23 protein-coding genes are annotated in these 21,409 nt (G+C 41.4%); 21 read left to right on the forward strand and 2 right to left on the reverse strand.

Translation table 11 applies throughout. The features are described from left to right. The first annotated feature begins 15 nt into the window (after positions 1 to 15). The 10 genes from HOD97_06105 (at position 16) to HOD97_06150 (ending at position 9,561) form a co-directional block, all read left to right on the forward strand. On the forward strand, positions 16 to 1,425 hold the full coding sequence (locus HOD97_06105) for a sugar transferase (GenBank protein MBT4281168.1): 1,410 nt from the start codon (positions 16 to 18) through the stop codon (positions 1,423 to 1,425). Between the two features lie 71 nt (positions 1,426 to 1,496). Continuing rightward, a complete protein-coding gene (serS, locus tag HOD97_06110; GenBank protein ID MBT4281169.1) occupies positions 1,497 to 2,762 on the forward strand; it encodes a serine--tRNA ligase in 1,266 nt (421 codons plus the stop codon). Next, positions 2,763 to 3,476 (forward strand): 1-acyl-sn-glycerol-3-phosphate acyltransferase, encoded by a 714-nt coding sequence (locus HOD97_06115; protein ID MBT4281170.1) that lies wholly within the window; start codon positions 2,763 to 2,765, stop codon positions 3,474 to 3,476. A gap of 5 nt (positions 3,477 to 3,481) precedes the next feature. Continuing rightward, positions 3,482 to 4,579, forward strand: coding sequence for a DUF2851 family protein (locus tag HOD97_06120; protein MBT4281171.1), 1,098 nt, complete (start codon positions 3,482 to 3,484; stop codon positions 4,577 to 4,579). Next, entirely contained in the window at positions 4,557 to 5,030 is a 474-nt protein-coding gene (gene rfaE2 / locus HOD97_06125; protein MBT4281172.1) for a D-glycero-beta-D-manno-heptose 1-phosphate adenylyltransferase, read from the forward strand. Before HOD97_06120 ends, rfaE2 begins: the two co-directional genes overlap by 23 nt. Before the next feature lie 53 nt (positions 5,031 to 5,083). Further along, positions 5,084 to 6,715 carry a LysM peptidoglycan-binding domain-containing protein gene (locus HOD97_06130; protein ID MBT4281173.1) on the forward strand — a complete coding sequence of 544 codons (1,632 nt, stop codon included), beginning with the start codon at positions 5,084 to 5,086 and terminating at the stop codon, positions 6,713 to 6,715. A 30-nt stretch (positions 6,716 to 6,745) separates the two neighbouring features. Next, positions 6,746 to 7,033: an integration host factor subunit beta gene (locus HOD97_06135; protein ID MBT4281174.1), complete on the forward strand. Its 288-nt coding sequence runs from the start codon at positions 6,746 to 6,748 to the stop codon at positions 7,031 to 7,033. A 172-nt stretch (positions 7,034 to 7,205) separates the two neighbouring features. Continuing rightward, a complete protein-coding gene (gene xseA / locus HOD97_06140) occupies positions 7,206 to 8,417 on the forward strand; it encodes an exodeoxyribonuclease VII large subunit (GenBank protein MBT4281175.1) in 1,212 nt (403 codons plus the stop codon). A gap of 26 nt (positions 8,418 to 8,443) precedes the next feature. Then, a complete protein-coding gene (gene xseB / locus HOD97_06145; GenBank protein MBT4281176.1) occupies positions 8,444 to 8,674 on the forward strand; it encodes an exodeoxyribonuclease VII small subunit in 231 nt (76 codons plus the stop codon). Next, positions 8,671 to 9,561 carry an NAD(+)/NADH kinase gene (locus tag HOD97_06150; protein ID MBT4281177.1) on the forward strand — a complete coding sequence of 297 codons (891 nt, stop codon included), beginning with the start codon at positions 8,671 to 8,673 and terminating at the stop codon, positions 9,559 to 9,561. Before xseB ends, HOD97_06150 begins: the two co-directional genes overlap by 4 nt. A gap of 65 nt (positions 9,562 to 9,626) precedes the next feature. Here HOD97_06150 and HOD97_06155 read toward each other — a convergent pair whose 3' ends face one another. Together HOD97_06155 and HOD97_06160 are read right to left on the reverse strand one after the other, a co-directional pair. Next, positions 9,627 to 10,028 (reverse strand): CoA-binding protein, encoded by a 402-nt coding sequence (locus tag HOD97_06155; GenBank protein ID MBT4281178.1) that lies wholly within the window; start codon positions 10,026 to 10,028, stop codon positions 9,627 to 9,629. Positions 10,029 to 10,046: 18 nt separating this feature from the next. Next, entirely contained in the window at positions 10,047 to 11,009 is a 963-nt protein-coding gene (locus HOD97_06160; GenBank protein MBT4281179.1) for a proline dehydrogenase, read from the reverse strand. Positions 11,010 to 11,077: 68 nt separating this feature from the next. On the opposite strand from HOD97_06160, the gene HOD97_06165 reads away from it, so the two are divergent. Genes HOD97_06165 through HOD97_06215 form a run of 11 tightly spaced genes read left to right on the forward strand, consistent with a single transcriptional unit; the run spans position 11,078 to position 21,403 of the window. Next, positions 11,078 to 11,515, forward strand: a complete 438-nt coding sequence (locus HOD97_06165; protein MBT4281180.1) for an NADH-quinone oxidoreductase subunit A — start codon at positions 11,078 to 11,080, stop codon at positions 11,513 to 11,515. Then, complete coding sequence (locus tag HOD97_06170; protein MBT4281181.1) at positions 11,502 to 11,993, forward strand: NADH-quinone oxidoreductase subunit B; 492 nt, start codon at positions 11,502 to 11,504, stop codon at positions 11,991 to 11,993. Before HOD97_06165 ends, HOD97_06170 begins: the two co-directional genes overlap by 14 nt. A 56-nt stretch (positions 11,994 to 12,049) precedes the next feature. Continuing rightward, positions 12,050 to 12,685: an NADH-quinone oxidoreductase subunit C gene (locus tag HOD97_06175; protein MBT4281182.1), complete on the forward strand. Its 636-nt coding sequence runs from the start codon at positions 12,050 to 12,052 to the stop codon at positions 12,683 to 12,685. Between the two features lies 1 nt (position 12,686). Further along, complete coding sequence (locus HOD97_06180; GenBank protein MBT4281183.1) at positions 12,687 to 13,817, forward strand: NADH-quinone oxidoreductase subunit D; 1,131 nt, start codon at positions 12,687 to 12,689, stop codon at positions 13,815 to 13,817. Continuing rightward, the gene (nuoH, locus tag HOD97_06185) at positions 13,814 to 14,890 is read left to right on the forward strand and encodes an NADH-quinone oxidoreductase subunit NuoH (protein ID MBT4281184.1); all 1,077 of its coding nucleotides are present in this window, start codon (positions 13,814 to 13,816) and stop codon (positions 14,888 to 14,890) included. The genes HOD97_06180 and nuoH overlap by 4 nt, the downstream gene beginning before the upstream one ends. Positions 14,891 to 14,894: 4 nt before the next feature. Further along, positions 14,895 to 15,473, forward strand: a complete 579-nt coding sequence (locus tag HOD97_06190; protein ID MBT4281185.1) for a 4Fe-4S dicluster domain-containing protein — start codon at positions 14,895 to 14,897, stop codon at positions 15,471 to 15,473. Beyond that, positions 15,473 to 15,961, forward strand: a complete 489-nt coding sequence (locus tag HOD97_06195; GenBank protein ID MBT4281186.1) for an NADH-quinone oxidoreductase subunit J — start codon at positions 15,473 to 15,475, stop codon at positions 15,959 to 15,961. Before HOD97_06190 ends, HOD97_06195 begins: the two co-directional genes overlap by 1 nt. Next, entirely contained in the window at positions 15,961 to 16,266 is a 306-nt protein-coding gene (gene nuoK, locus HOD97_06200) for an NADH-quinone oxidoreductase subunit NuoK (protein MBT4281187.1), read from the forward strand. The genes HOD97_06195 and nuoK overlap by 1 nt, the downstream gene beginning before the upstream one ends. Next, positions 16,266 to 18,323, forward strand: coding sequence for an NADH-quinone oxidoreductase subunit L (nuoL, locus tag HOD97_06205; protein ID MBT4281188.1), 2,058 nt, complete (start codon positions 16,266 to 16,268; stop codon positions 18,321 to 18,323). The genes nuoK and nuoL overlap by 1 nt, the downstream gene beginning before the upstream one ends. A 26-nt stretch (positions 18,324 to 18,349) precedes the next feature. After that, entirely contained in the window at positions 18,350 to 19,900 is a 1,551-nt protein-coding gene (locus HOD97_06210) for an NADH-quinone oxidoreductase subunit M (GenBank protein MBT4281189.1), read from the forward strand. 9 nt (positions 19,901 to 19,909) lie between these two features. Further along, positions 19,910 to 21,403: an NADH-quinone oxidoreductase subunit N gene (locus HOD97_06215; protein MBT4281190.1), complete on the forward strand. Its 1,494-nt coding sequence runs from the start codon at positions 19,910 to 19,912 to the stop codon at positions 21,401 to 21,403. Positions 21,404 to 21,409 lie beyond the last annotated feature (6 nt).

Here is a 21,409-nt window from a genome sequence, read left to right on the forward strand (position 1 = left end):
ATAGTATATTCAATTATGACATCTGAATTTGTACATTCATTGCGCATTCGAGTCCCCAAGTGGATTATTTCTTGGGCGTTCCTGATTTCGGATACTATAGCGGGCATCCTTGCATTTTATATAGTTTTTCTTCCTGCTTCCCAGGAATTGCAATTGGATCCGATGTTTGTAGTTGGAATTTTCGTTGTCATTACGGTTGCTTGGGCTTGTTTGTTTTTTATTCTTGGTTTATATAAGGCTACATCAGATGTATCCCGATTTGGTGAAATTCAACGGGCGATAATTGCTTCATTTTCCTGTATTGTCTTAATGATTTTTCTTCAAGCGGTGCAAATCGTAACCCTACCCTATGAACCGGCTGTGGTACTCAATTACTGGTTATTTTTTATTTTATGTTTCAGTTTGGTGCGATTTAGTAGTAGATCATTACAGAAAGCCATGATAAGAAAAGGGATTGGGCTAGAAAAAATGATCATTGTTGGTCATAATCCGAGAGGAGAAAAAGTTGCCAGAGATATTGAAAAACATCCTGATTTTGGGTATGATTTGGTTGGCTTTGTACAGATTAAGGAAGAAGAAAATACAGATGAATTCGGGAACGTTCTTGGAACCGATGCTGACCTAAAAAATATTATAGTCAAAAATCAAATTGCTCATGTTGTTTTAGCGCCTGAAAAATCCGATCATTTTAGGTTGATGTCTCTTTTAACGCAGGCAAATGGCGTACCGACATCCATTAAAATTGTACCTGATCTTTACGAAGCCATTAGTGGAATGGCCCGAACGCAGCAATTATATGGTCTCCCATTAATTCAAGTTAATCCTGAACTGGAGACTTTATACAATCGACATGGGAAACGTCTCTTAGATCTTCTTATGGCCATACCAGCTTTTCTTTTATTTCTTCCCGCTTGGGTTGGTATCAGTATGGCTATTGCTTTTGATAGCAAAGGCACTATATTATATAAACAGGTGCGGGTTGGTAAAAAGCAAAAACTTTTTACTATTTATAAATTTAGATCTATGGTTCAGGACGCTGAAACAGAAACGGGTCCTGTGTGGGCTATGGAAGGTGACAACCGGATTACAACGGTCGGTCGGTGGCTCCGTAGATTTCGTTTTGACGAAATCCCTCAGCTCATCAATGTGATTAAAGGGGAAATGAGTTTGGTTGGACCTCGACCGGAAAGACCATCCATTATAGAACGATTAATTTTGGAATATCCTTTTTATTACCGGCGTCATTCTGTGCGTCCGGGTATCACTGGTTGGGCTCAGATAAAACATCCTTACGACCAGCGTATTGAGGATGTAAGAGAAAAATTAAAATATGATTTTTTCTATATTGAAAGTTTAACCCTCAATCTTGACATTAAAATTCTGCTGAATACTGCTTGGGTTATGCTTTCAGGCAAAGGTAGATGATAGATACGTCTACGGTTGGAAATATATCCAATCTGCTCTACTTTCTTTTCTCTTAAAACACCCAATTAACCATGATACCTATTTCTATTCTACGGGATAACCCCGACGCAGTTAAAAAGAGCCTCGAATCCAAAGGTGCTAAGATTAACTTAGAATTGATTCTTAAATTGGATCAAGATCTTCGATCTATTATTACAAAACTGGATGGACTTAGAGCAAAAAAAAATAAAGTTTCGGAAACCATAGCAGAATTAAAACGAAATGGTGAAAATCCTGAGGAAGACATTCAAGCCATGCAAACGCTTGGAACCAAAATTGATCATCTAGAATCTTCCCTTCAAGAAATAAAAAGCGAACTCAACACTCAACTAATAGACATCCCCAATTTACCTGATGAAACTGTACCCATAGGAAAAGATCCAAGTCAAAACCGAGTTGTGCGAGAGTGGGGTAAGAAACCGGATCCGGATAAAAAATACCAAACCCATCTAGAAATTGGGAAAAATTTAAATATCCTTGATATGGATAGAGGTGCAAAAATTTCAGGATCTGGATTTCCTCTTTATTTGGGCGAAGGTGCACGATTAGAAAGAACATTAATCAATTTCATGCTAGACCATCATGAGTCGTCAGGTTATACTGAGGTGTTTCCTCCTTTCTTGACCCAATCATCGGCGCCAATGACATGCGGGCAACTTCCCAAATTTGCCGATGATATGTACACAACCGAAGATGGTAACTTATGGCTAATTCCAACAGCCGAAGTCCCTTTGACTAATATTCATAAGGATGAAATTTTGGAGGAAGAGAGTCTTCCGAAATATTATAAAGCATACTCTGCTTGTTTTCGCCGTGAAGCCGGTTCGTACGGTAAAGATACCCGTGGTTTGTTACGGGTACACCAATTTAATAAGGTAGAACTTGTCAAATTTGTGTTACCTGAAACCAGCTATAATGAACTTGAATCCCTCACACTTCAAGCGGAATCTGTTTTGCAGACTCTCAATCTTCATTATAGAGTGGTTGAATTGTGCACAGGAGATCTCAGTTTTTCTGCAGCAAAATGTTATGATATAGAAATTTGGGCACCCGGTGAAAATCGGTGGCTAGAGGTTTCATCCTGTAGCAATTTTGAGTCGTTCCAGGCTCGCCGGGGAAATATCCGCTATAGGCGATCCTCTGATAATAAGGTAGATTATTTACATACATTGAATGGTTCCGGAGTTGCGACTCCCCGACTCATGGTTGCATTGTTGGAGACCTATCAAACTGAGGATGGTACCGTGCAACTTCCTGATGCGCTAATTTCGTACATGGGAAAAGAGGTCATTAGCTAAGTGATCCGCCAAGGTTGGCTTATATTGAATGTCGGTGTATGGACTGGGCTGTTTGGAAGCGTCGGATTAATTGGTTCCCTATTTGAAAAAAATAAAGGCGGTTTTATGGGGCATGTTGCCAGATGGTGGGGAAAAACGATTATGATGGTCTCCCGTATTCATTATTCTACAAGGGGTTTATCCCATATTCAGCTAGATCAAGAATACATTTTTGCAGGCAATCACGAATCGTCCTTAGATATTCCCTTAGCCTTTGCAGTTATCCCGAAAACATTAGTTCCAGTTTCTAAAATCGAATTAAGAAAAATTCCAATCATGGGTTGGGGAATGACAATGGCGGGTCATATTTTTGTGGACAGAAAAAACAGAAAAAAATCTATGGAATCTATCCGGGAAGCACAGGCATCTCTCATAACTTTTCCGAGGTCTGTTCTCATTTTCCCGGAGGGGACCCGATCGGTTGATGGGGAGTTAAAACAGTTTAAAGGAGGCGGTCTTATGTTGGCAATTGGTACAGGGATTCCCGTGATTCCTATGGCATTTTGTGGGACGGCTGATGCGAACAAAAAAGGATCCTACAACATTAAACGAAAACCGGTGGAACTTCGATTTGGCCCACCGATTGATCCTGCACAATTTTCATTTGATACCCGAAAAGAATTTGCCGTAAAAGTTCGGGAATCAGTCCAATCTCTTATAGAGAACGGAACTTAAATTAGATGATGTATTATCCTGTAGAATTACAAAGGTCATTGTGCATTTCTGACTCCGGATTCCAAAGCGAACGATCTTTGGAACAGGCATGGTTTGCTCTATTGCCGGGCACGACAATAATTACATCAACAGGGGATCATTTGACCCTCATTAATCATGGAATATTAAATCGAAATGAAGGTCCGGATGTTTTAAATGCAAGGTTGCTTATTCATGGAAGTATTCAACAAGGGAATGTCGAATTCCATTTAAAAGCGGAAGATTGGTTTTACCATGGGCACCAGCACAATCCGAAATACGATCACATCCTTCTTCATGTATTAGGGAATCAATCAAACGGAATTGCATTGCTTCCGGGTTGTGTTGCAATCTTAGAAGTCCCTCAATCCAAAAAACCAGATTGCACCTTAAGAAATGCAGTAGGCGATCCGGGAAAAGTACTATCAAATTTTGCACAAATTCGATGGTCCGAACTTGTTCAATCCTTTTGCAAAAACCGCAATAACAGCAATGATTGGCGTCGGTTATTGTTGGTTTCGAGCTTCAAAATGCTTGGGAAAGGTGGTAATGAAGATTCATTTGTCTGCCTTGCCAACCGCATTGATTTCGAAATATTCGAACGATTTAAACAATCATATTTTAAAATGCCTTGGAAAGTCCTTGGAATGCGTCCTTCGCATCGCCCGAAAAAACGGGTGGAATTAGCCGAAGCATTGGTTCATTTTATTTCCAAATGGTCTGATGAATATTGGTCTGACCCAAAGCAATATTTTAGGACCATGAAAACGGCTCTTTCGGATGTTTCTGGTAGTGGAATCCGAGCAGAACTGATGGCAAATGTTTTTTTCCCCGCGATGGCGGCAGAGGCGATTTATGAAGGGAAATTTGTAGGTCTATCCTATTGGAAATCCGAATGGATGGTATTAACACTTCCCTATTCTTATGGAAAATATTCCAAACGATTTTCTCATGTGTTGTCTTCAAAACAGCTCAAATCTATTAAGGTGTTACAGGGTTTGAAAAAGATGGATGAGGAATTTTGCCATCCGCGTCATTGTATTGTGTGTCCATTGAAAAAGCATGACTGTTTGGACGCGAGCTGAGGCAAGTTCCCAAGTTCGAGACTGGCAGGAAAGTGGTCTGAAAGTGGTGTTTACAAACGGATGTTTTGATATCCTTCATCAAGGACATTTAACACTTCTAAATCAAGCTTCCAAAGAAGGCGACCGTCTTATCGTTGGGTTAAACAGTGATGCTTCGGTACGTCGATTAAAGGGACCGAATCGTCCAATCAATTCGGATCAGAAACGTTCAGCATCCTTGGATGCATTGGATAGTGTGAATGGAGTGGTGATATTCGAAAAAGATACACCTCTGGGTTTGATTCGGGAACTGAAGCCGGATGTTCTCGTTAAGGGAGGTGATTATACTGAAGAATCAATTGTAGGAGCACAGGATGTTAAAAAGAATGGTGGGAAGATTTTGATTATTCCGCTAGTGGAAGGATTCAGTACCACAAAAATAATAGAAGACACTTTAGATGAAAAGGCTTGACACCCCATGAGGTTCCGTATAACTTCGCCACCCGAAAAGCCTGTAAGTTATTGATGTTACGAATTATATCGATTATCATTGTGTTTTGTCCCATCTTAGATTGGACGCCGGCACAAGATGTTAAAGGATCCGTTGGTTCCAACGGGGTAGGTGCAACTATTTTAACCGCTGTCGCCCAAAAAGCCACTCCCGTAAATGGAATCAATGAAACGGGCAATCGGCTTCCACTTCTTCTCAGAGATGTAAAAGTATTGCTTGCTGAAGCGATGATTGCGGACGTTAATAAGGATACATTAGAGGTTTTGTATTCGTTGGATCGTATTTTTGAATTACTTGCAGAAGCAGATCAATTTGGGGAAATGAGACCTCAAGACCGTGAGGAATTCGATCGCTATGAACAATCGCTGATGGATTTATATACGCATAGATTTGAAACGCTTGAAGTAACAGATGCATCCATTACGGCAGAAAAGCTGAGAAACAATATTACCGAATTTGTGGAACCACTTGAAGTTGAAATGGGTTCTAGTCAATTCACAGTTATTGATGACCGTGATGGACATATTCCTCTTGTACGAAATAAACAAGTTGACCAATTCATTGAGTTTTTCCAGACAAAAGGGAAAAAACAATTTCAGATTTGGCTGAACCGATATATTGAATATGGTGAATTGATTGGCGAAATTCTTCGGGAAGAAGACATGCCGCAAGAACTCATTTTCCTTGCGATGATTGAGTCTGGACTCAATCCTCGTGCTTATTCGAAAGCAAATGCCGCTGGCATTTGGCAATTTATTTATTCCACCGGGAAAAGTTTTGGACTGAAAAGAACTTGGTATGTTGATGAAAGAAGAGATCCGATAAAATCCACGCACGCCGCTGCAGATTTCTTAAAAGGACTGTATCAAGAATTTGATCATTGGTATCTCGCCATGGCAGCGTACAACTGTGGAGAGGGTCGCGTTCGCCGTGCCATTCGTTTGCATCAGACATCTGATTTTTGGCAATTACATTCTCTTCCGCGGGAAACACGAAATTATCTCCCTTATTATTTAGCTGCTGCCATCATTGGAAGGGCGCCGGATCAATATGGTTTTTCATCGAATGCATCTTCGATTAAGCCATTTGAATTTGATCTGGTGAAAATAAATCAAAGTGCAGACCTGACAGTTATTGCTCGCTCTGCCGGAATAAACTTAAAGACATTAAAATTATTTAATCCGGAGCTTAGGCAGTCTGCAACACCATCTGAAGGCTCCTATTCGCTTCGGATTCCAAAAGGTAGAAAGGAAACATTTTTTGCCAATTTTACTGCGTTACCGAATGATCAAAAATTTGCGCAGCAAAATTTGATTCACAAAGTAAAACGCGGGGAAAGTTTATGGACGATTTCCTCTCGGTACAAAGTATCCATCCATGATCTTGCCGCCGTTAACAAAATTAGAAACAGGCATAAAATTCAAATTGGTCAAAAATTAACAGTACCTATTAAAGGCGGAGTAGGAGTGGATGGTGGTCCACCCGGGCATTACAAAGTAGTGTACAAGGTGAAACGCGGAGATACTTTGGGTCAAATAGCAGAAGATTATGGCACTCGAACTAACCACATTCGCCGTTGGAATAATATCAATTATGGTGATTACATTCACCCAAAACAAAAACTTGTATTATGGATCAAAGGATAATTGGATAACCATTTAATTGGAGCAAAAACTATGACAAAACAAAATATTGTTGACGCAGTTTCGGAAGCAACCGGTTTATCAAAAGTTGAAACTGAAGCTGTTATGAACGGTGTAATGGCAACAATCATAGAATCTTTATCTCAGAACCAACGTGTTGAGTTAAGGGGATTTGGAACATTTGGTGTGAAACATAGAATGCCCAAAAAAGCAAGGAATCCCGGCACGGGAGAAGCAATTTATCTCCCCGAAAGACATGTGCCAACTTTTAAGCCGTCCAAACGGATGCGCACCGTTGTTAACCAATCATTAACCCAATAAAAGGACCCCTATATGCCCTGTGGTAAAAAGCGGAAAAAGCGGAAAATGAATACGCATAAGCGAAAAAAACGCCTGCGTTCTAACCGCCATAAGAAAAAGAAAATATAGCCTATTATAAATGCAGGGCGAGGCGACTTATGATTATGGGCTGCCTCCTGGGCGCGTTTCATCTATGGAACCATCCACTGACACCACCCTAAGTGTTTCCGGACTAACGTCCCTTATAAAAGAGACGCTGGATGGCGCATTCCCGGCGCTTTGGGTCTCAGGAGAATTATCCAACTTGAGCCAACCAAGCTCCGGACATCTATATTTTACGCTCAAGGATGAATCTGCTGAAATTCGATGTGCGATGTTTAAGGGAATGAATCAATTCCTTCGATTTAAACCGGAAAATGGAATGCAGATTCTTTTGAATGGAAAACTAACGGTTTATGAGAACCGTGGTACGTATCAACTTATTGCTAAACGGATGGAACCCGCCGGCTTGGGCACATTATATCTTGCGTTTGAAGCTCTCAAAAAATCGCTCACAGAAAAAGGGTGGTTTGATATAGATCTGAAAATTCCGATTCCTGTTTATTCGGAAACAATCGGAATTGTTACCTCTAAAACGGGGGCTGCCCTCCAAGATATGCTAAAAATTTTATTGCGAAGAGCTCCCTACCTGAATATCATTGTCAAACATGCACGTGTTCAGGGAATTGGTGCAGCAGAAAGTATCGCAGAAGGAATTCGGGCATTGGATGCATCAAATCTAACGGATGTTTTAATCGTCGGACGGGGAGGGGGTTCTTTGGAAGATTTATGGGCTTTTAATGAAGAATCCGTTGCCAAAGCAGTTTATGAGTGTACAACCCCAATCATTTCGGCAGTGGGCCACGAAACGGATGCAACTATTTGCGATATGGTCGCCGACCTTCGAGCTCCGACGCCATCTACAGCGGCAGAAGTTGTTGCCAGATCATCAGACGAAATTTTTCAAAAATTGGGAATGATTTCAGCTGATATGAATCGATCTATTGGAAATCGTCTCCGGATATGCTGGCAAGATTTGGATAGGGTTAATAATCGTCAATCTATTGTAGATCCCAAAGTTCAACTTTCACAAAAAATTCAATGGGTAGATTCGATTACGCATCAACTATCCAGACTGTCTCAAGAATGGTTCACTTTATCTATGTCCAAGCTCAATGGCAGGATGCAAGAATTGCATGCCCTAAATCCAGAAGGTATCCTCGAACGAGGGTATGCCATTGCAATGACAGTTCCCGGAAATAAAATTTTAAAACACCCAAATGAATTAAAAGATAACGAACGGTTTGAAGTCCGGCTGGCAGGTGGCAGAATGGCTGCACAGAAAACAGGAAAAAAGACTTCATAACTTTTTGAAGATGTGTAACTTCTACTATGGTTAAACAAAATAAAAAAATTTCCTTTGAAGAATCTTTTACGCGTTTAGATGAAATTGTATCGGCACTTGAACAGGGAAGCGAATCGTTGGAGGATAGCCTTCATTTATTTGAGGAAGGTTTGAAATTAGCAGAATCCCTGAAGGGAAAACTCAAAGATGCGGAACATAGAATTCAAGAACTTGTATCGTCCTCGGATGAAGAACCAACATTGGATAAATTGAATTGATAAAACCAAAAACATTCGGAATCTGGGCGAATACAGATAAGGCCGCTGTTTGGAAGATGCTTCCCGAAATTTTGAATTGGGGAAAAAGCGCCGGTTTGGAAACGTGGCTAACAACCCGAATCCAAAAAAATAAACCGAAATCTGTGTCGTTTGAATGTCCTATTATAGAAACTGCTGAAGATTTTAAAAAGCTGGACTTCATTCTTTCACTTGGGGGTGACGGTACCATGCTATCATTGGCTCGCGCTGTTTTTGACCGTGGAACGCCCATTCTTGGAATCCATCTTGGTGAACTTGGATTTTTAGCGGAAGTGATTGATAAGGATATGTTTCAGCGTCTGGATTTGGTTGCGCAAGGAAAATACCGCATAACCGAGCGGAATGTACTTCAGTGTTCTGTTTCGAATGGCTCTCGATCCCGGACTTTGTTTGCGCTTAACGATTTTGTAATCAACAATGGGCCGTCAGTCCGAATGCTAAATGCCCAACTTGAAGCAGGCGGATTATTTGTGGCCAACTACAAAGCAGATGGACTAATTATTGCTACGCCAACGGGTTCTACAGCGTACTCGCTTGCTGCCGGCGGACCGGTGGTTGTGCCCGGCTTAGACTCGATGGTTGTGTCCCCCATTTGTCCGCATTCTCTCACTTTTCGTCCGATAGTTTTTCCTGCCGGTGAAACGTTATCTATTTCATTCCCGGGCGAAACAACAGATTCCACAATTGACCTTGCTGTTGATGGTCAGATTACCGAATCCCTCGGAAAAGATTCTGCAGTATCAATAAAAGCTGCAGATTATAAAATAAAATTGATTGAATTCGACGATTCCAACTATTTCCACACACTCAGAACGAAAATGGGTTGGGGAAAACGGGGTGAAGGGTAGAAACCCTTTCACACTTATAGTTTTAATTTATATAGTTTCTTTCAAGAATCCATTCCGCTAATTTTTCATAATCTCATATCTCGATGCCTTCTCAACATGCAGTCATTCATGACCACCATCAAACCGGCATCTTCTGCGATCTTTCCGGCATCTTCATTGATGACTCCATCCTGAAGCCATAGCGCTTTGGCACCCATCTCAATTGCTGCTTCTGCAATCGGCAATACGTGTTCCGGCCGGCGGAAAACGTTTACAATATCCACCGGATATGGAATATCTTTAAGAGAAGAAAAACAGGGAATGCCGGCAATTTCACTTTGACCGGGGTTGACAGGAATGATCCGAAAACCATTTTCCTGTAAATACAATGCGACATAATGGCTGGGCCGTTCCGGATTTGGACTCATTCCCACGACTGCGATGGTTTTCAAATCGTAAATTTGTTTGATCGTTTGAGTTTCGTTCATGCTTGAATTTATGGCATATTATTTTCGAAAAAAGTTTTTCATGACATAAGAAATTATTTGAGGATTTTCCTTTAACCGCCGAATAGAATAATCATACCAGTCCGGTCCGAATGGCACGTAAATCCTGACTCTGTGCCCTGCTTCTTTGAGCCGTTCAAGTCGTCCGCTCATGGGAACGCCGTACAGCACCTGAAATTCGTACCGGCTTTGTTCAATTTTATTCTCAAGAATCCAATGTTCAAGAGTATCAATCAATTCCAAATCGTGCGTGGCAATAGCTGCATAGCCTTCGCCGGATAAAATATCCTTTACTGCGTCAGAAAAATGATCCCTGATTTCTTGATGATCTTGATAGGTAATTTCCGGGGATTCTTTGTAAATGCCTTTGCAAATCCGTGCATTGAAGCTGGAAGAATTCAGTAGTTCAATATCATTGGTCGTCCGTTTTAGATATGCTTGAAGCACCACCCCCACGCGGGGATAATCTTGCAGTAATTGTTTATAAATCACGAGCGTGTTGTCTGTGTAAGGGGAATTTTCCATATCAATTCTCAGGAAATTACCGGATGCTTCGGCTCGTTTGATTAAAAATTCCAAATTCTTCATTGCAATGTTTTCGCCGATGCATAGACCAAGATGTGTCAATTTAATGGATAGATTACAATCCAGATGGTCTGCAGAGATTCGTTCATAGAGATGTGCATATGCATTGGTGACAGCACCGGATTCAAGTTCTGATTCTACATGTTCACCAAGAATATCCAACGTAACAGAAAACCCGTTTTCATTTAAATGTTGCACAACTTTCATGGCGTCATCTTCGGTTTCGCCCGCGACATATGGTTTAGAAAAAGGTTTAATCATGACCTTTGGAATCACGGGTAATATTTGAGCGAGGACGAAATTGAGCATAGACATGAGCGGGGAATATAGGAAAATTGTACGGTCTGCTTCAATGAGATTTCCCGAGGGAAAATTCACCAAGTTTGCCTTGACACCTGAAAAGTCAATTCGCTAACTTCGTTGTCTCTTAATAAACCCTTTTCGTCATGTATCGAGATTTTGGAACCATATTTATTTTCGCCCTTTTGGGGATTGTGCTGGTCTATGTGCCACTGCTGATCCAGCGGTTGGTCGCACCCAGCAATCCTACCCCGGATAAACTTTCAACTTACGAATGCGGCGAAGAACCTGAAGGATCGGCCTGGGCTCAGTTTAACATTCGTTTTTACGTTATAGCGCTTATATTTCTCATTTTTGATGTAGAGGTTGTATTCCTATTTCCGTGGGCTGTAGTGTTTGAAGATTTGGGTCTTTTGGCATTTATAGAAATGACAATATTTTTGGGAATTCTCATTGTTGGACTTGCCTACGTTTGGAAAAAGAAGGACTTAGATTGGGTGAAATACCGCGTAAAATACGGTCGCGGAAGATACAGAAATATCATGGAAGACGAACCGGAAGGAGACGCTGTTGGGACTTCTTGAACATAAATTTCAAGATAATGTGGTCGTCGCATCCATGGATAAATTGCTTGGATGGGCTCGGTCAACATCGCCGTGGTTTTTTCAATTTGGGTTGGCCTGCTGTGCAATAGAAATGATGGCAACCGCCGCGAGCCGGTACGACCTCATGCGCATTGGAATGATTCCAAGATCCTCACCGCGGCAAGCCGATGTGATGATTGTCGCCGGAACGGTTACTTTAAAAATGGCGCTTAGAGTCAAAAAATTATACGAACAAATGGCGGAACCGAAATACGTTATTTCCATGGGAAGTTGTGCTACCAGCGGCGGACCGTATTGGCAATACGGATATCATGTTCTTAAAGGCGTGGATCTTGTCGTTCCGGTTGACGTGTACATTCCCGGATGTCCCCCACGACCGGAAGCGCTGATTGAAGGATTATTAAAACTTCAAGAAAAAATTCAAGCTGAACGTCCGTTGACAAAGAAAATCGCATGACAGCTGATCAAGAAAAATTCATAGCCGACGTCGTTGAAAAAGCGCTGGCCGGCGATATGGATGCAATTAACAGTATTGAAGATCGTTCCGTTCGCGCCAAAGCAAAAGCATCACTTGTTAAAGCAAAACGCGCAGCAAAGGCCCAACAGAAATCTGATGCACCTGCAGAATCAGATTCACCTAATCAGCAGGAAACGGCGGAAACCCAATCCCCTTTATCTATTTTATTAAATTCCACGTATCCGGATGAAATTATTGAAGTTTTAGATGAAGGGAAAACCATTCAACTTCATCCAAAACAATGGAACGAAATTGCCACCTTTCTTCGAGATCATCCAGAAGCTCTGCTCGATCAGATGGAATGCCTTACAGGCGTGGATTTGGGAACTGAAGATGCTCTCCAAGTGCGCTATAATCTGCATTCTATGAAGCATCGCCATAAAATTGAAATTCGGATAAATACGAATAGAGACAAACCGGAAATTCCTTCTGTTGAAACTATATGGAGAATGACTGATTGGTTCGAGCGTGAAGCGTATGACATGTACGGAATAGTTTTCACGAACCATCGAGATCTCCGCCGGTTATTGTGTCCTGAAGATTGGGAAGGCTGGCCGCTTCGGAAAGATTATGAAGAACCCGAAACGTACCACGGCATTATGGTGCCAAAGGTGAAAGAAGGATGGGAATAGCATGAAAGAAATTGGCTCAATTCGTGCTGAAGAAATGGTTCTAAATATTGGACCTCAGCATCCATCCACGCATGGCGTTCTAAGATTGAAAGTAAAAACGGACGGCGAAATCGTTTCTGAGGTTATTCCAATCATTGGATATCTCCATAGATGTTTCGAAAAACACGCTGAAAATATCACATACGAACAGGTGATTCCTTTTACCGATCGCTGCGATTACATCGCATCGATGAACAATAATTTCGGGTTCGTGGTGGCAATGGAAGAACTCATGGATATCAAAGTTCCGGAACGCGTGGAATATATTCGCGTAATCATGGCAGAACTAAATCGCATTGCAAGTCACCTTTTGGCGTTGGGTGTGTACGGATTGGACATTGGCGCTTTTACACCATTTTTACATATGTTTCGCGATCGGGAACGTATTTTAGATATTTTTGAACTGACTTGTGGTGCCCGTTTGCTGTATAATTATATGTGGGTTGGCGGTGTCTCGCATGACCTTCCTCGAAATTTCGAAACCATTTGCATTGATTTTCTCGATTATTTTGAACCAAATATTCCAGAATTCAACCAATTGCTGACTACCAATAAAATTTTTATTGAACGAACAGCCGACGTGGGTGTAATGCCAGCTGAAGTGGCAATTAGTTATGGCGTATCCGGCCCGAATCTTCGCGGATCCGGTGTTAAATGGGACGTCCGAAAAGATGAACCATATTCTGTGTATGATAAATTTGATTTTGAAATTCCTGTTGGTACTGGCGATCATGGAACCCTCGGAGATTGCTGGGATCGCTATTGGGTTCGTATGCTCGAAATGCAGGAAAGTTGTAACATCATTCGCCAAGCCCTGAAAGCCATTCCGGACAATGGCGATGTGCACGCCATGGTCCCCAAAAAAATCCGACCGCCAAAAGGATCCATTTACCGAAGAACAGAAAGTCCGCGTGGTGACCTTGGGTATTACATCATTAGCGACGGTTCGCCGACGCCTTTCCGGCTAAAAATGCGCTCACCGGCATTAACATCTTTGAGTGTGCTGGATGAGATTTCCGCCGGATGGATGATTTCGGATGTAATCGCTATTTTAGGAAGTCTAGATATTGTTTTGGGAGAAATTGACCGATGACTGTTGATTATCTCATTGATTTAATTCCCTTCGCCACTGATTTCCCGGGACTTGTGTTTATTGCTGTTATAATTGCCTGCGCAGTTCCCATCTTTATGTTTATTGCGGTATATGCGTTGGTAGCTATTTATGCTGAACTCAAAGTGTCATCCTTTATGCAGGATAAAGTCGGACCGATGGGGCAGGGCGTTGGACTACACGCAGGAAAATGGGGACTGCTTCAGCCAGTAGCCGATGCGTTGAAACTCATTTTAAAAGAAGACATTATTCCAAGCACAGCGGATCGGAAACTTTTTATTATGGCGCCCTTTATTGTTTTCATTGGAGCCTTTATTACCATGGCAGCGCTGCCTTTCAGCCCAACGATAATTGTTGCCGATATGAATATTGGTATCTTTTACATTCTTGCGGTTAGTTCGCTGGGAATTATTGGACTGATTCTCGCAGGGTGGAGTTCGAATAATAAATGGTCGCTGTACGGCGCGATGCGATCCGCTGCACAAATTGTCAGTTACGAAATTCCGGCAGCAATGTCCATTATTGGTGTCATTATGCTTACCAGTACATTAAGCATGCAGGGCATTATTGAGCATCAATCAGGATTTGTGTGGGGAATTTTACCCAATTGGATCATTTTTCAGAATCCATTCACCTTTCTTTCTTTTTTCATCTTTTTTATGAGCGGCGTAGCAGAGTGCAACCGAACACCTTTTGATATTCCCGAAGCAGAATCTGAACTTGTTGCCGGGGCGTTTACAGAATATTCCGGTATGCGGTATGCATTTTTCTTTTTAAGTGAATATGCCAATATGTTTGTGGTAAGTGGAGTGGCTGTTACAGCGTTTCTTGGCGGATGGCAAAGCCCAATACCCGGGCTGATGGATTCATCCGGTTGGGGACTGTTTTGGTTTATGTCAAAATCATTATTCCTTATTTTTGTAATGATGTGGTTTAGGTGGACTTGGCCACGACTTCGCGTGGATCAGCTGATGAGTGTCTGCTGGAAAGGATTCATTCCAATCGCCTTTTTTAATATCTTTGGCATTGGACTTTGGAAGTTGATCATTGGGTAAATGTATGCGCGCTTATTTTAGAACAATCAGAGAATCGGTTTCAACCCTTGTAACGGGAATGGGAATTACTTGGCGCCACATGGTTAATATCAGGAAAGGGAGTGTTACCCTTCAGTATCCAGAAGAAAGATGGCCACGCCCCGAAAGAAATATTGGTTTTGATCAACAAGACTACAATATTATTCGATCCCGTTTGCATGTGGATATCAACGACTGCATCGGCTGCCTAAAATGCGAACGTGCCTGCCCGGTTGATTGCATTAAAATTTCCACTGAAAGAGTGACGAAGGGTGAAGATATTCCGGAAATAAAGCATACCGGAGTTACATCGAATGAAACAAAAAAAGCTCTACTAATTACCCGATTTGATATTGATATGACCGAATGTTGTTATTGTAACCTGTGTACTTATCCTTGTCCTGAAGAATGTATTTTTATGACGGGTGGTCCGAATTCCGAAAAACATCATATTGATTATGAATTTTCGCAATATGATAGAAATGACATGGTGTACCGTTTTGCGAAAAAAGTATCCGATGAACAAGTTGCAAAAGCAACCGGCATAAATGGAGAAAAGGCATAATGGCTGACGTTGCATTTTGGATGATTGTTTTACTTACGATAGGGTCCGCCGTCGTTGTTGTGCATCATGAAAAACTTTTGTATTCTGCAATTGCATTGCTATTTACCCTATTCGGCGTGGCAGGATTGTACATTTTCCTCTGGGCGGATTTTTTAGCAGCCGTTCAAATTGTGATTTACATTGGAGGGATTTTGGTGCTGGTTATTTTTGGAATTATGCTTACCCACAATATATCATCTGTGAGTATTTCTCAACCTAGTTTGCAAAAAGGTGTTGGTGGATTACTTGTAGCAAGTGTTCTCGGTTCGTTGGGATTAATGATAACTAAAACGCCATGGTTGGTTCAAAATACAAATGAACCTATTCAAACAGTAGAAACCATTGGTCATCTTCTCATGATGGATTATCTGCTTCCATTTGAGGTGGCTTCCGTATTGTTACTCGGTGCGTTAATTGGTGCAGCTACACTGTCACGGAGAGAAGATTAATGCATTCACTCGAATCCTATTTATTCGTCTCGGCCGTACTGTTTGTGCTTGGACTATTCGCTGTGGTTACCCGCAGAAACGGAATTGCTGTATTGATGGGCGTTGAACTCATTTTAAATTCTGCCAATTTGAATTTCCTGGCATTTGCTCGATTTGGCGGTGCCAATTTATCGGGACATATTTTCGCTCTGTTTGTTATTGTTTTGGCCGCAGCCGAAGCAGCGGTTGCACTTGCGATTGTTATTAATATTTATAAAAATTTCCATTCCATTAATGTGGATGAGGTTAGCGCGCTGAGGCAGTAATGACAGAAAATATCTTCATCGATTTTAGTTTGCTGATTCTTTTTCTACCGCTCATATCATTTCTCGTGCTGGTTTTTGTAGGGAAGAGATTGCCCCGGCAGGGAGATTGGTTCGGCATTGCCGCTATTCTGACCACACTTGCATTATCGGTCAGTATGTTTGTGTCTATGTTAATAGAGTATGAACCTGGTTTTAAGCACGAAGCATCTTTTCAATGGATTAACTTATCTGCATTTCAGGTGGACCTTGGCTTCCTTGTTGACAACATTACCATTATCATGTTATTGGTGGTGTCGCTCATTTCCAGCATGACCCATATTTTTTCCGTGAAATATCTTGAAGGCGATATTCGTTATTCTCGATATTATGCTTATCTCGGTTTATTTACATTCAGTATGAATGGTATCGTCCTTGCGAATAACCTGATTTCCCTTTATATGTTTTGGGAACTCGTTGGTGTGAGCTCTTATTTGCTCATTCAGCATTGGTTCGAAAAAGATTCTGCGGCGGATGCTGCAAAAAAAGCATTTCTTACGAATCGAGTAGGTGACATTGGGTTTTTTATTGGCATTATGCTCATCTTTTCTACAGTTGGAGCATTTTCCTATTCAGAAGTTTTTGCCGGGGTTGCTGATGGATCCATTAGCGGAACAATTCTTACGTTTGCAGGACTCGGACTATTTTTGGGCGCGATGGGCAAAAGTTCACAGTTCCCGCTTCATATTTGGTTGCCGGATGCAATGGAAGGTCCAACGCCTGTTTCTGCGCTCATGCATGCAGCAACGATGGTGGCTGCAGGTGTGTATATGAGTGTCAGGATTTTCCCACTCTTTACACCGGATGCTCTAATCGTTGTAGCGTATGTTGGTGGATTTACCGCATTATTTGCCGCGTCCATTGCAATAACGCAAAATGATATTAAAAAAGTCCTCGCGTATTCCACTGTTAGCCAACTCGGGTACATGATTATGGCAGTAGGAACCGGCGCATATATTGCCGGATTTTTTCATTTGGTCACCCACGCAATGTTTAAAGCATGTCTGTTTTATTGCTCAGGGAGTGTCATTCATTCAATGCATCATGCACTTCATAAAAAACATGATCACGATACAGATCCTCAAGATATGAGAAACATGGGCGGGTTTAAGGATAAAATGCCTGTTACTTACACAACCATGCTAATCGCAACATTGGCCATTTCTGGTGTTCCCTTGTTCTCAGGATTCCTTTCAAAAGATGCTATTTTGGCAGGAACACTTTCATTTGTCACCCATCATCCTGAGCATTTCTTTTTAGCCGTCTGTGGGTTTGGTGCAGCGATGATTACAGCATTTTATATGTTTAGACTCATTTTTATGACATTTCATGGCGAGCCAAATAAAAAGGAATTAATAGAAGATATTCACGAATCACCCAAAGCGATGACCTACCCGCTAATCCTCTTGGCTACTCTCAGTGTTTTTATTTTTTATACTTTGCCACATGTTAATCCTATCTCGGACCACGGATGGTTTAAGGAATTGGTGGTACCGCAGGATTCCTTTGTTCAAGACGCACATATTCTTAGTGCACATGAAATAGAAGACAGAGTCCATCACGCGCATTATCCTGCAATGGCGTTATCTATCCTGGTTGCAAGTTTAGGTATCGGATTATCTTGGTTGATGTATTACAAGAAAAAATTATCAGCGGATGAATGGGCAAAAAAAACAGGACCACTATACAAGTTATCCCTTAACAAATATTATTTTGATGAGCATTATCAAAAGTATCTCATCCAACCTACTCTTAGGCTAGCAGAAAAAATTGCTTACATTGATTGGGAATTGTACGATAAATATTTCATCAATGGATTCGGTCGTATAACGGATTGGCTTTCTCGCATTACCGGCAAATTAGATTATGAAGGTATTGATCAAACTTTGGTGGATGGAACGGGCCGAACCATTGGGAGATTTGGATCTAGCTTGAAAAAAGTCCAGACTGGAAAAATACAGAATTACTTACTATTCGTTTTAGCGGGAGTCATTATCATTCTTGTCTTCCAGACGATATAAACATGAAAAAACAACAGAAATAAAATATGGAAAATCATTTACTAAGTTGGATTGTTTGGCTTCCGATCATTGGGATGGTCGCCGTAACCTTGATTCCTAGAGATCAATCAAACGCCATTAAGTGGACGGCTGTAATTGCAACAGGGATTCAGCTCATATTGGCTGTAATTCTCTTGGCGCGATTTGATTTAACGACGGGAGATTTTCAGATGTACGAATCTGCTGAATGGATTCCGTCGCTGAATATCACGTATCAGCTTGGCGTAGATGGGCTCAGCCTTCCGATGGTTGTTCTTACCGCCATTCTCTTCTTCATTGGAGTGTTTGTAAGCTGGAATATCGAAAAGGCACCCAAGGGATATTTTGCCTTGTTATTACTTTTGGATACAGGGATTGTTGGTGTATTCCTTTCACTGGATTTCTTTCTGTTTTATGTATTTTGGGAAGTGATGTTACTGCCGATGTATTTCTTAATTGGAATGTGGGGTGGTCCCCAGCGGGAATATGCAGCCATTAAATTTTTCCTTTATACGCTGGTAGGATCGGTGATGATGCTGATTGCAATCCTCGCTCTATATTTTACCTGCGGGCATACCTTTGATATGATTACCATTATGGAAACAGCTTCCACCAATCTTGTGGGCGTTAGTTGGTGGGGAATGGACGCTATAAAGGTCATCTGGGTTTTGTTATTTATTGGGTTTGCGATAAAAGTTCCGGTTTTTCCATTTCATACGTGGCTTCCCTTGGCGCATGTAGAAGCACCAACTGCCATATCGGTAATTCTTGCGGGGATTCTTCTAAAACTCGGTGCATATGGATTACTTCGGGTTAATTATTCTATGCTTCCGGATGCGGTGTGGTGGTTTGCCGGTGCAATGGCAATTTTGGGTTTGATTAATGTTATTTGGGGAGCGCTGTGTGCGCTTGCTCAAACGGATTTGAAAAAACTTGTCGCCTATTCGAGTATCAATCATATGGGTTACGCCATGATTGGCATGGCTGCAGTCATTGCTGCCGGTGAAATGAATGGAAGCAACTATGCTGCGGCGCAAGCAGGACTGAACGGTGCCATTTTTCAAATGTTCAATCATGGAACTATTTCTGCCATGCTATTTATTTTAGTGGGCGTGATTTACGATCGTGCTCATCACAGAGATATAAATGGTTTTGGTGGAATTGGAACCATCATGCCGGTATATACCGGCATTGTTGCGCTGGCATTTTTTGCAGGACTCGGACTCCCAAGCCTGAGTGGCTTTGTCAGCGAGGCAATGTGTTTTTTGGGTGCTTTCCCGGTTTTTAAAGGTATTGTCATTATTGCGACGATTGGAATTTTGTTAAATGCTGCCTATTTCTTATGGGCTTTCCAAAGGATTTTTCTGGGTGAAATGAATGAAAAATACAAGGACCTTCCTGAAATTAACGGACGAGAATTGTTTACCGTAATTCCACTAGCTGTTATTACGCTTCTGTTCGGCATTTATCCCTATCCATTTCTTAAATATATTGGCGAAACGGTAAATGTAATTATTGAACAGGTTGTTGCTGTCGGTTCTTTGGCTGGAGTGATGTAGGATTTATCCATGAGTAATTTCCAAAGTTTACCCCATTTCTGGCCAGAGTTAATTCTTACAACAACTATTCTTATCAGTATTATAGCGGATTTGGTATATGCTCCTCGTGATTCAGCAAAAACACGCTTCTGGGTTTTTGGTGGTCTCATTCTAACTCTATTCGCTTTGAGGATGTCCGACGGAACGCTGGTAACCACTTTATTTATGGATTCTATTGCGTTAGATCCATTTGCAAAATTTTTTAAAATTGTGATTGTATTAGCAACCGTATTAATCTTGTTTATCAGTTCCAAAAGTGATGAATTGAAGGGGCACAGAATTGGAGAATATTATATCCTGATTGGAATCATGGTTTTCGGAATGTTCTTAATGGTGTCATCCATTGACATGATTATGGTATATCTTGCTATTGAAATTGTTTCCATCATGTCCTTTATACTGGCGGGATATTTGAAACAGGAATTATCATCCAGCGAAGCTTCACTAAAATATGTTATTTACGGAGCATTTTCATCCGGCATTATGCTTTACGGTTTCAGCATTTTATTTGGTTTAACCGGCACAACAAAACTGTTTGAAATCGCTCCAGCATTAGTTGCTTTAGATGGAAGTGCCAATTTTGCCATCATGATTTCTGCGGTATTTATTTTAGCAGGATTTGGATATAAAATTTCTGCAGTTCCATTCCATTTTTGGACACCGGATGTTTATGAAGGAAGTCCAACGCCTGTTACGGCATATCTTTCTGTAGCTCCCAAAGCTGCAGGGTTTGCAATGCTGATTCGCTTTTTCAATGCGGTTTACGGAACGGGAGATGCAATGCTGGCAGGATTTGTATCTGTCTCCAATGCAATGCCGTGGCCTCAAATCCTCGCGGTTATTGCCGTGGCCACAATGACGTTGGGTAACTTGGTTGCAATTCAGCAAAATAGTGTCAAACGTATGTTGGCGTATTCAAGCATCGCCCATGCGGGATATATGTTAATGGGGATTCCAATGCTGTCCGCAGATGGAATTGGCGCCGTCATGTTATACCTTGTGATATATATGTTTATGAATCTTGGTGCCTTCTTTATTGTGATATATGTACGTGATAAAAAAGGTGGCGAAACGTTTGACACTTTTTCTGGACTCGGCTGGGAAATGCCACTCGTGGGCATTGCGATGACTCTGTTTATGATATCACTAACAGGTATTCCTCCAACGGCCGGATTTATCGGGAAATATTATATATTTGCTGCTGTAATTAAGGCAGGACCAAGTTTTTATTGGCTCGCCTTTGCCGGAGCAATTAACAGTGTGATTTCTTTGTATTATTATATCCGCATTATTCGTCATATGTTTTTCGAAGGTGAACGATCTGAGGAAATTCAAACCCCTGCTTTGTCAACTACCATTTTAATTTTGGCGCTTGCAGTTCCAACAATAATTTTTGGAGTGTACTGGTCCCCAATTGCCGATTGGGTTTCATCTTCGCTAATATTTGCCTTGCCGGCCATGTAATTAAAT

The sequence above is a fragment of the Candidatus Neomarinimicrobiota bacterium genome (genome assembly GCA_018651745.1).
GTDB lineage: Bacteria > Fidelibacterota > Marinisomatia > Marinisomatales > TCS55 > JAAZYX01.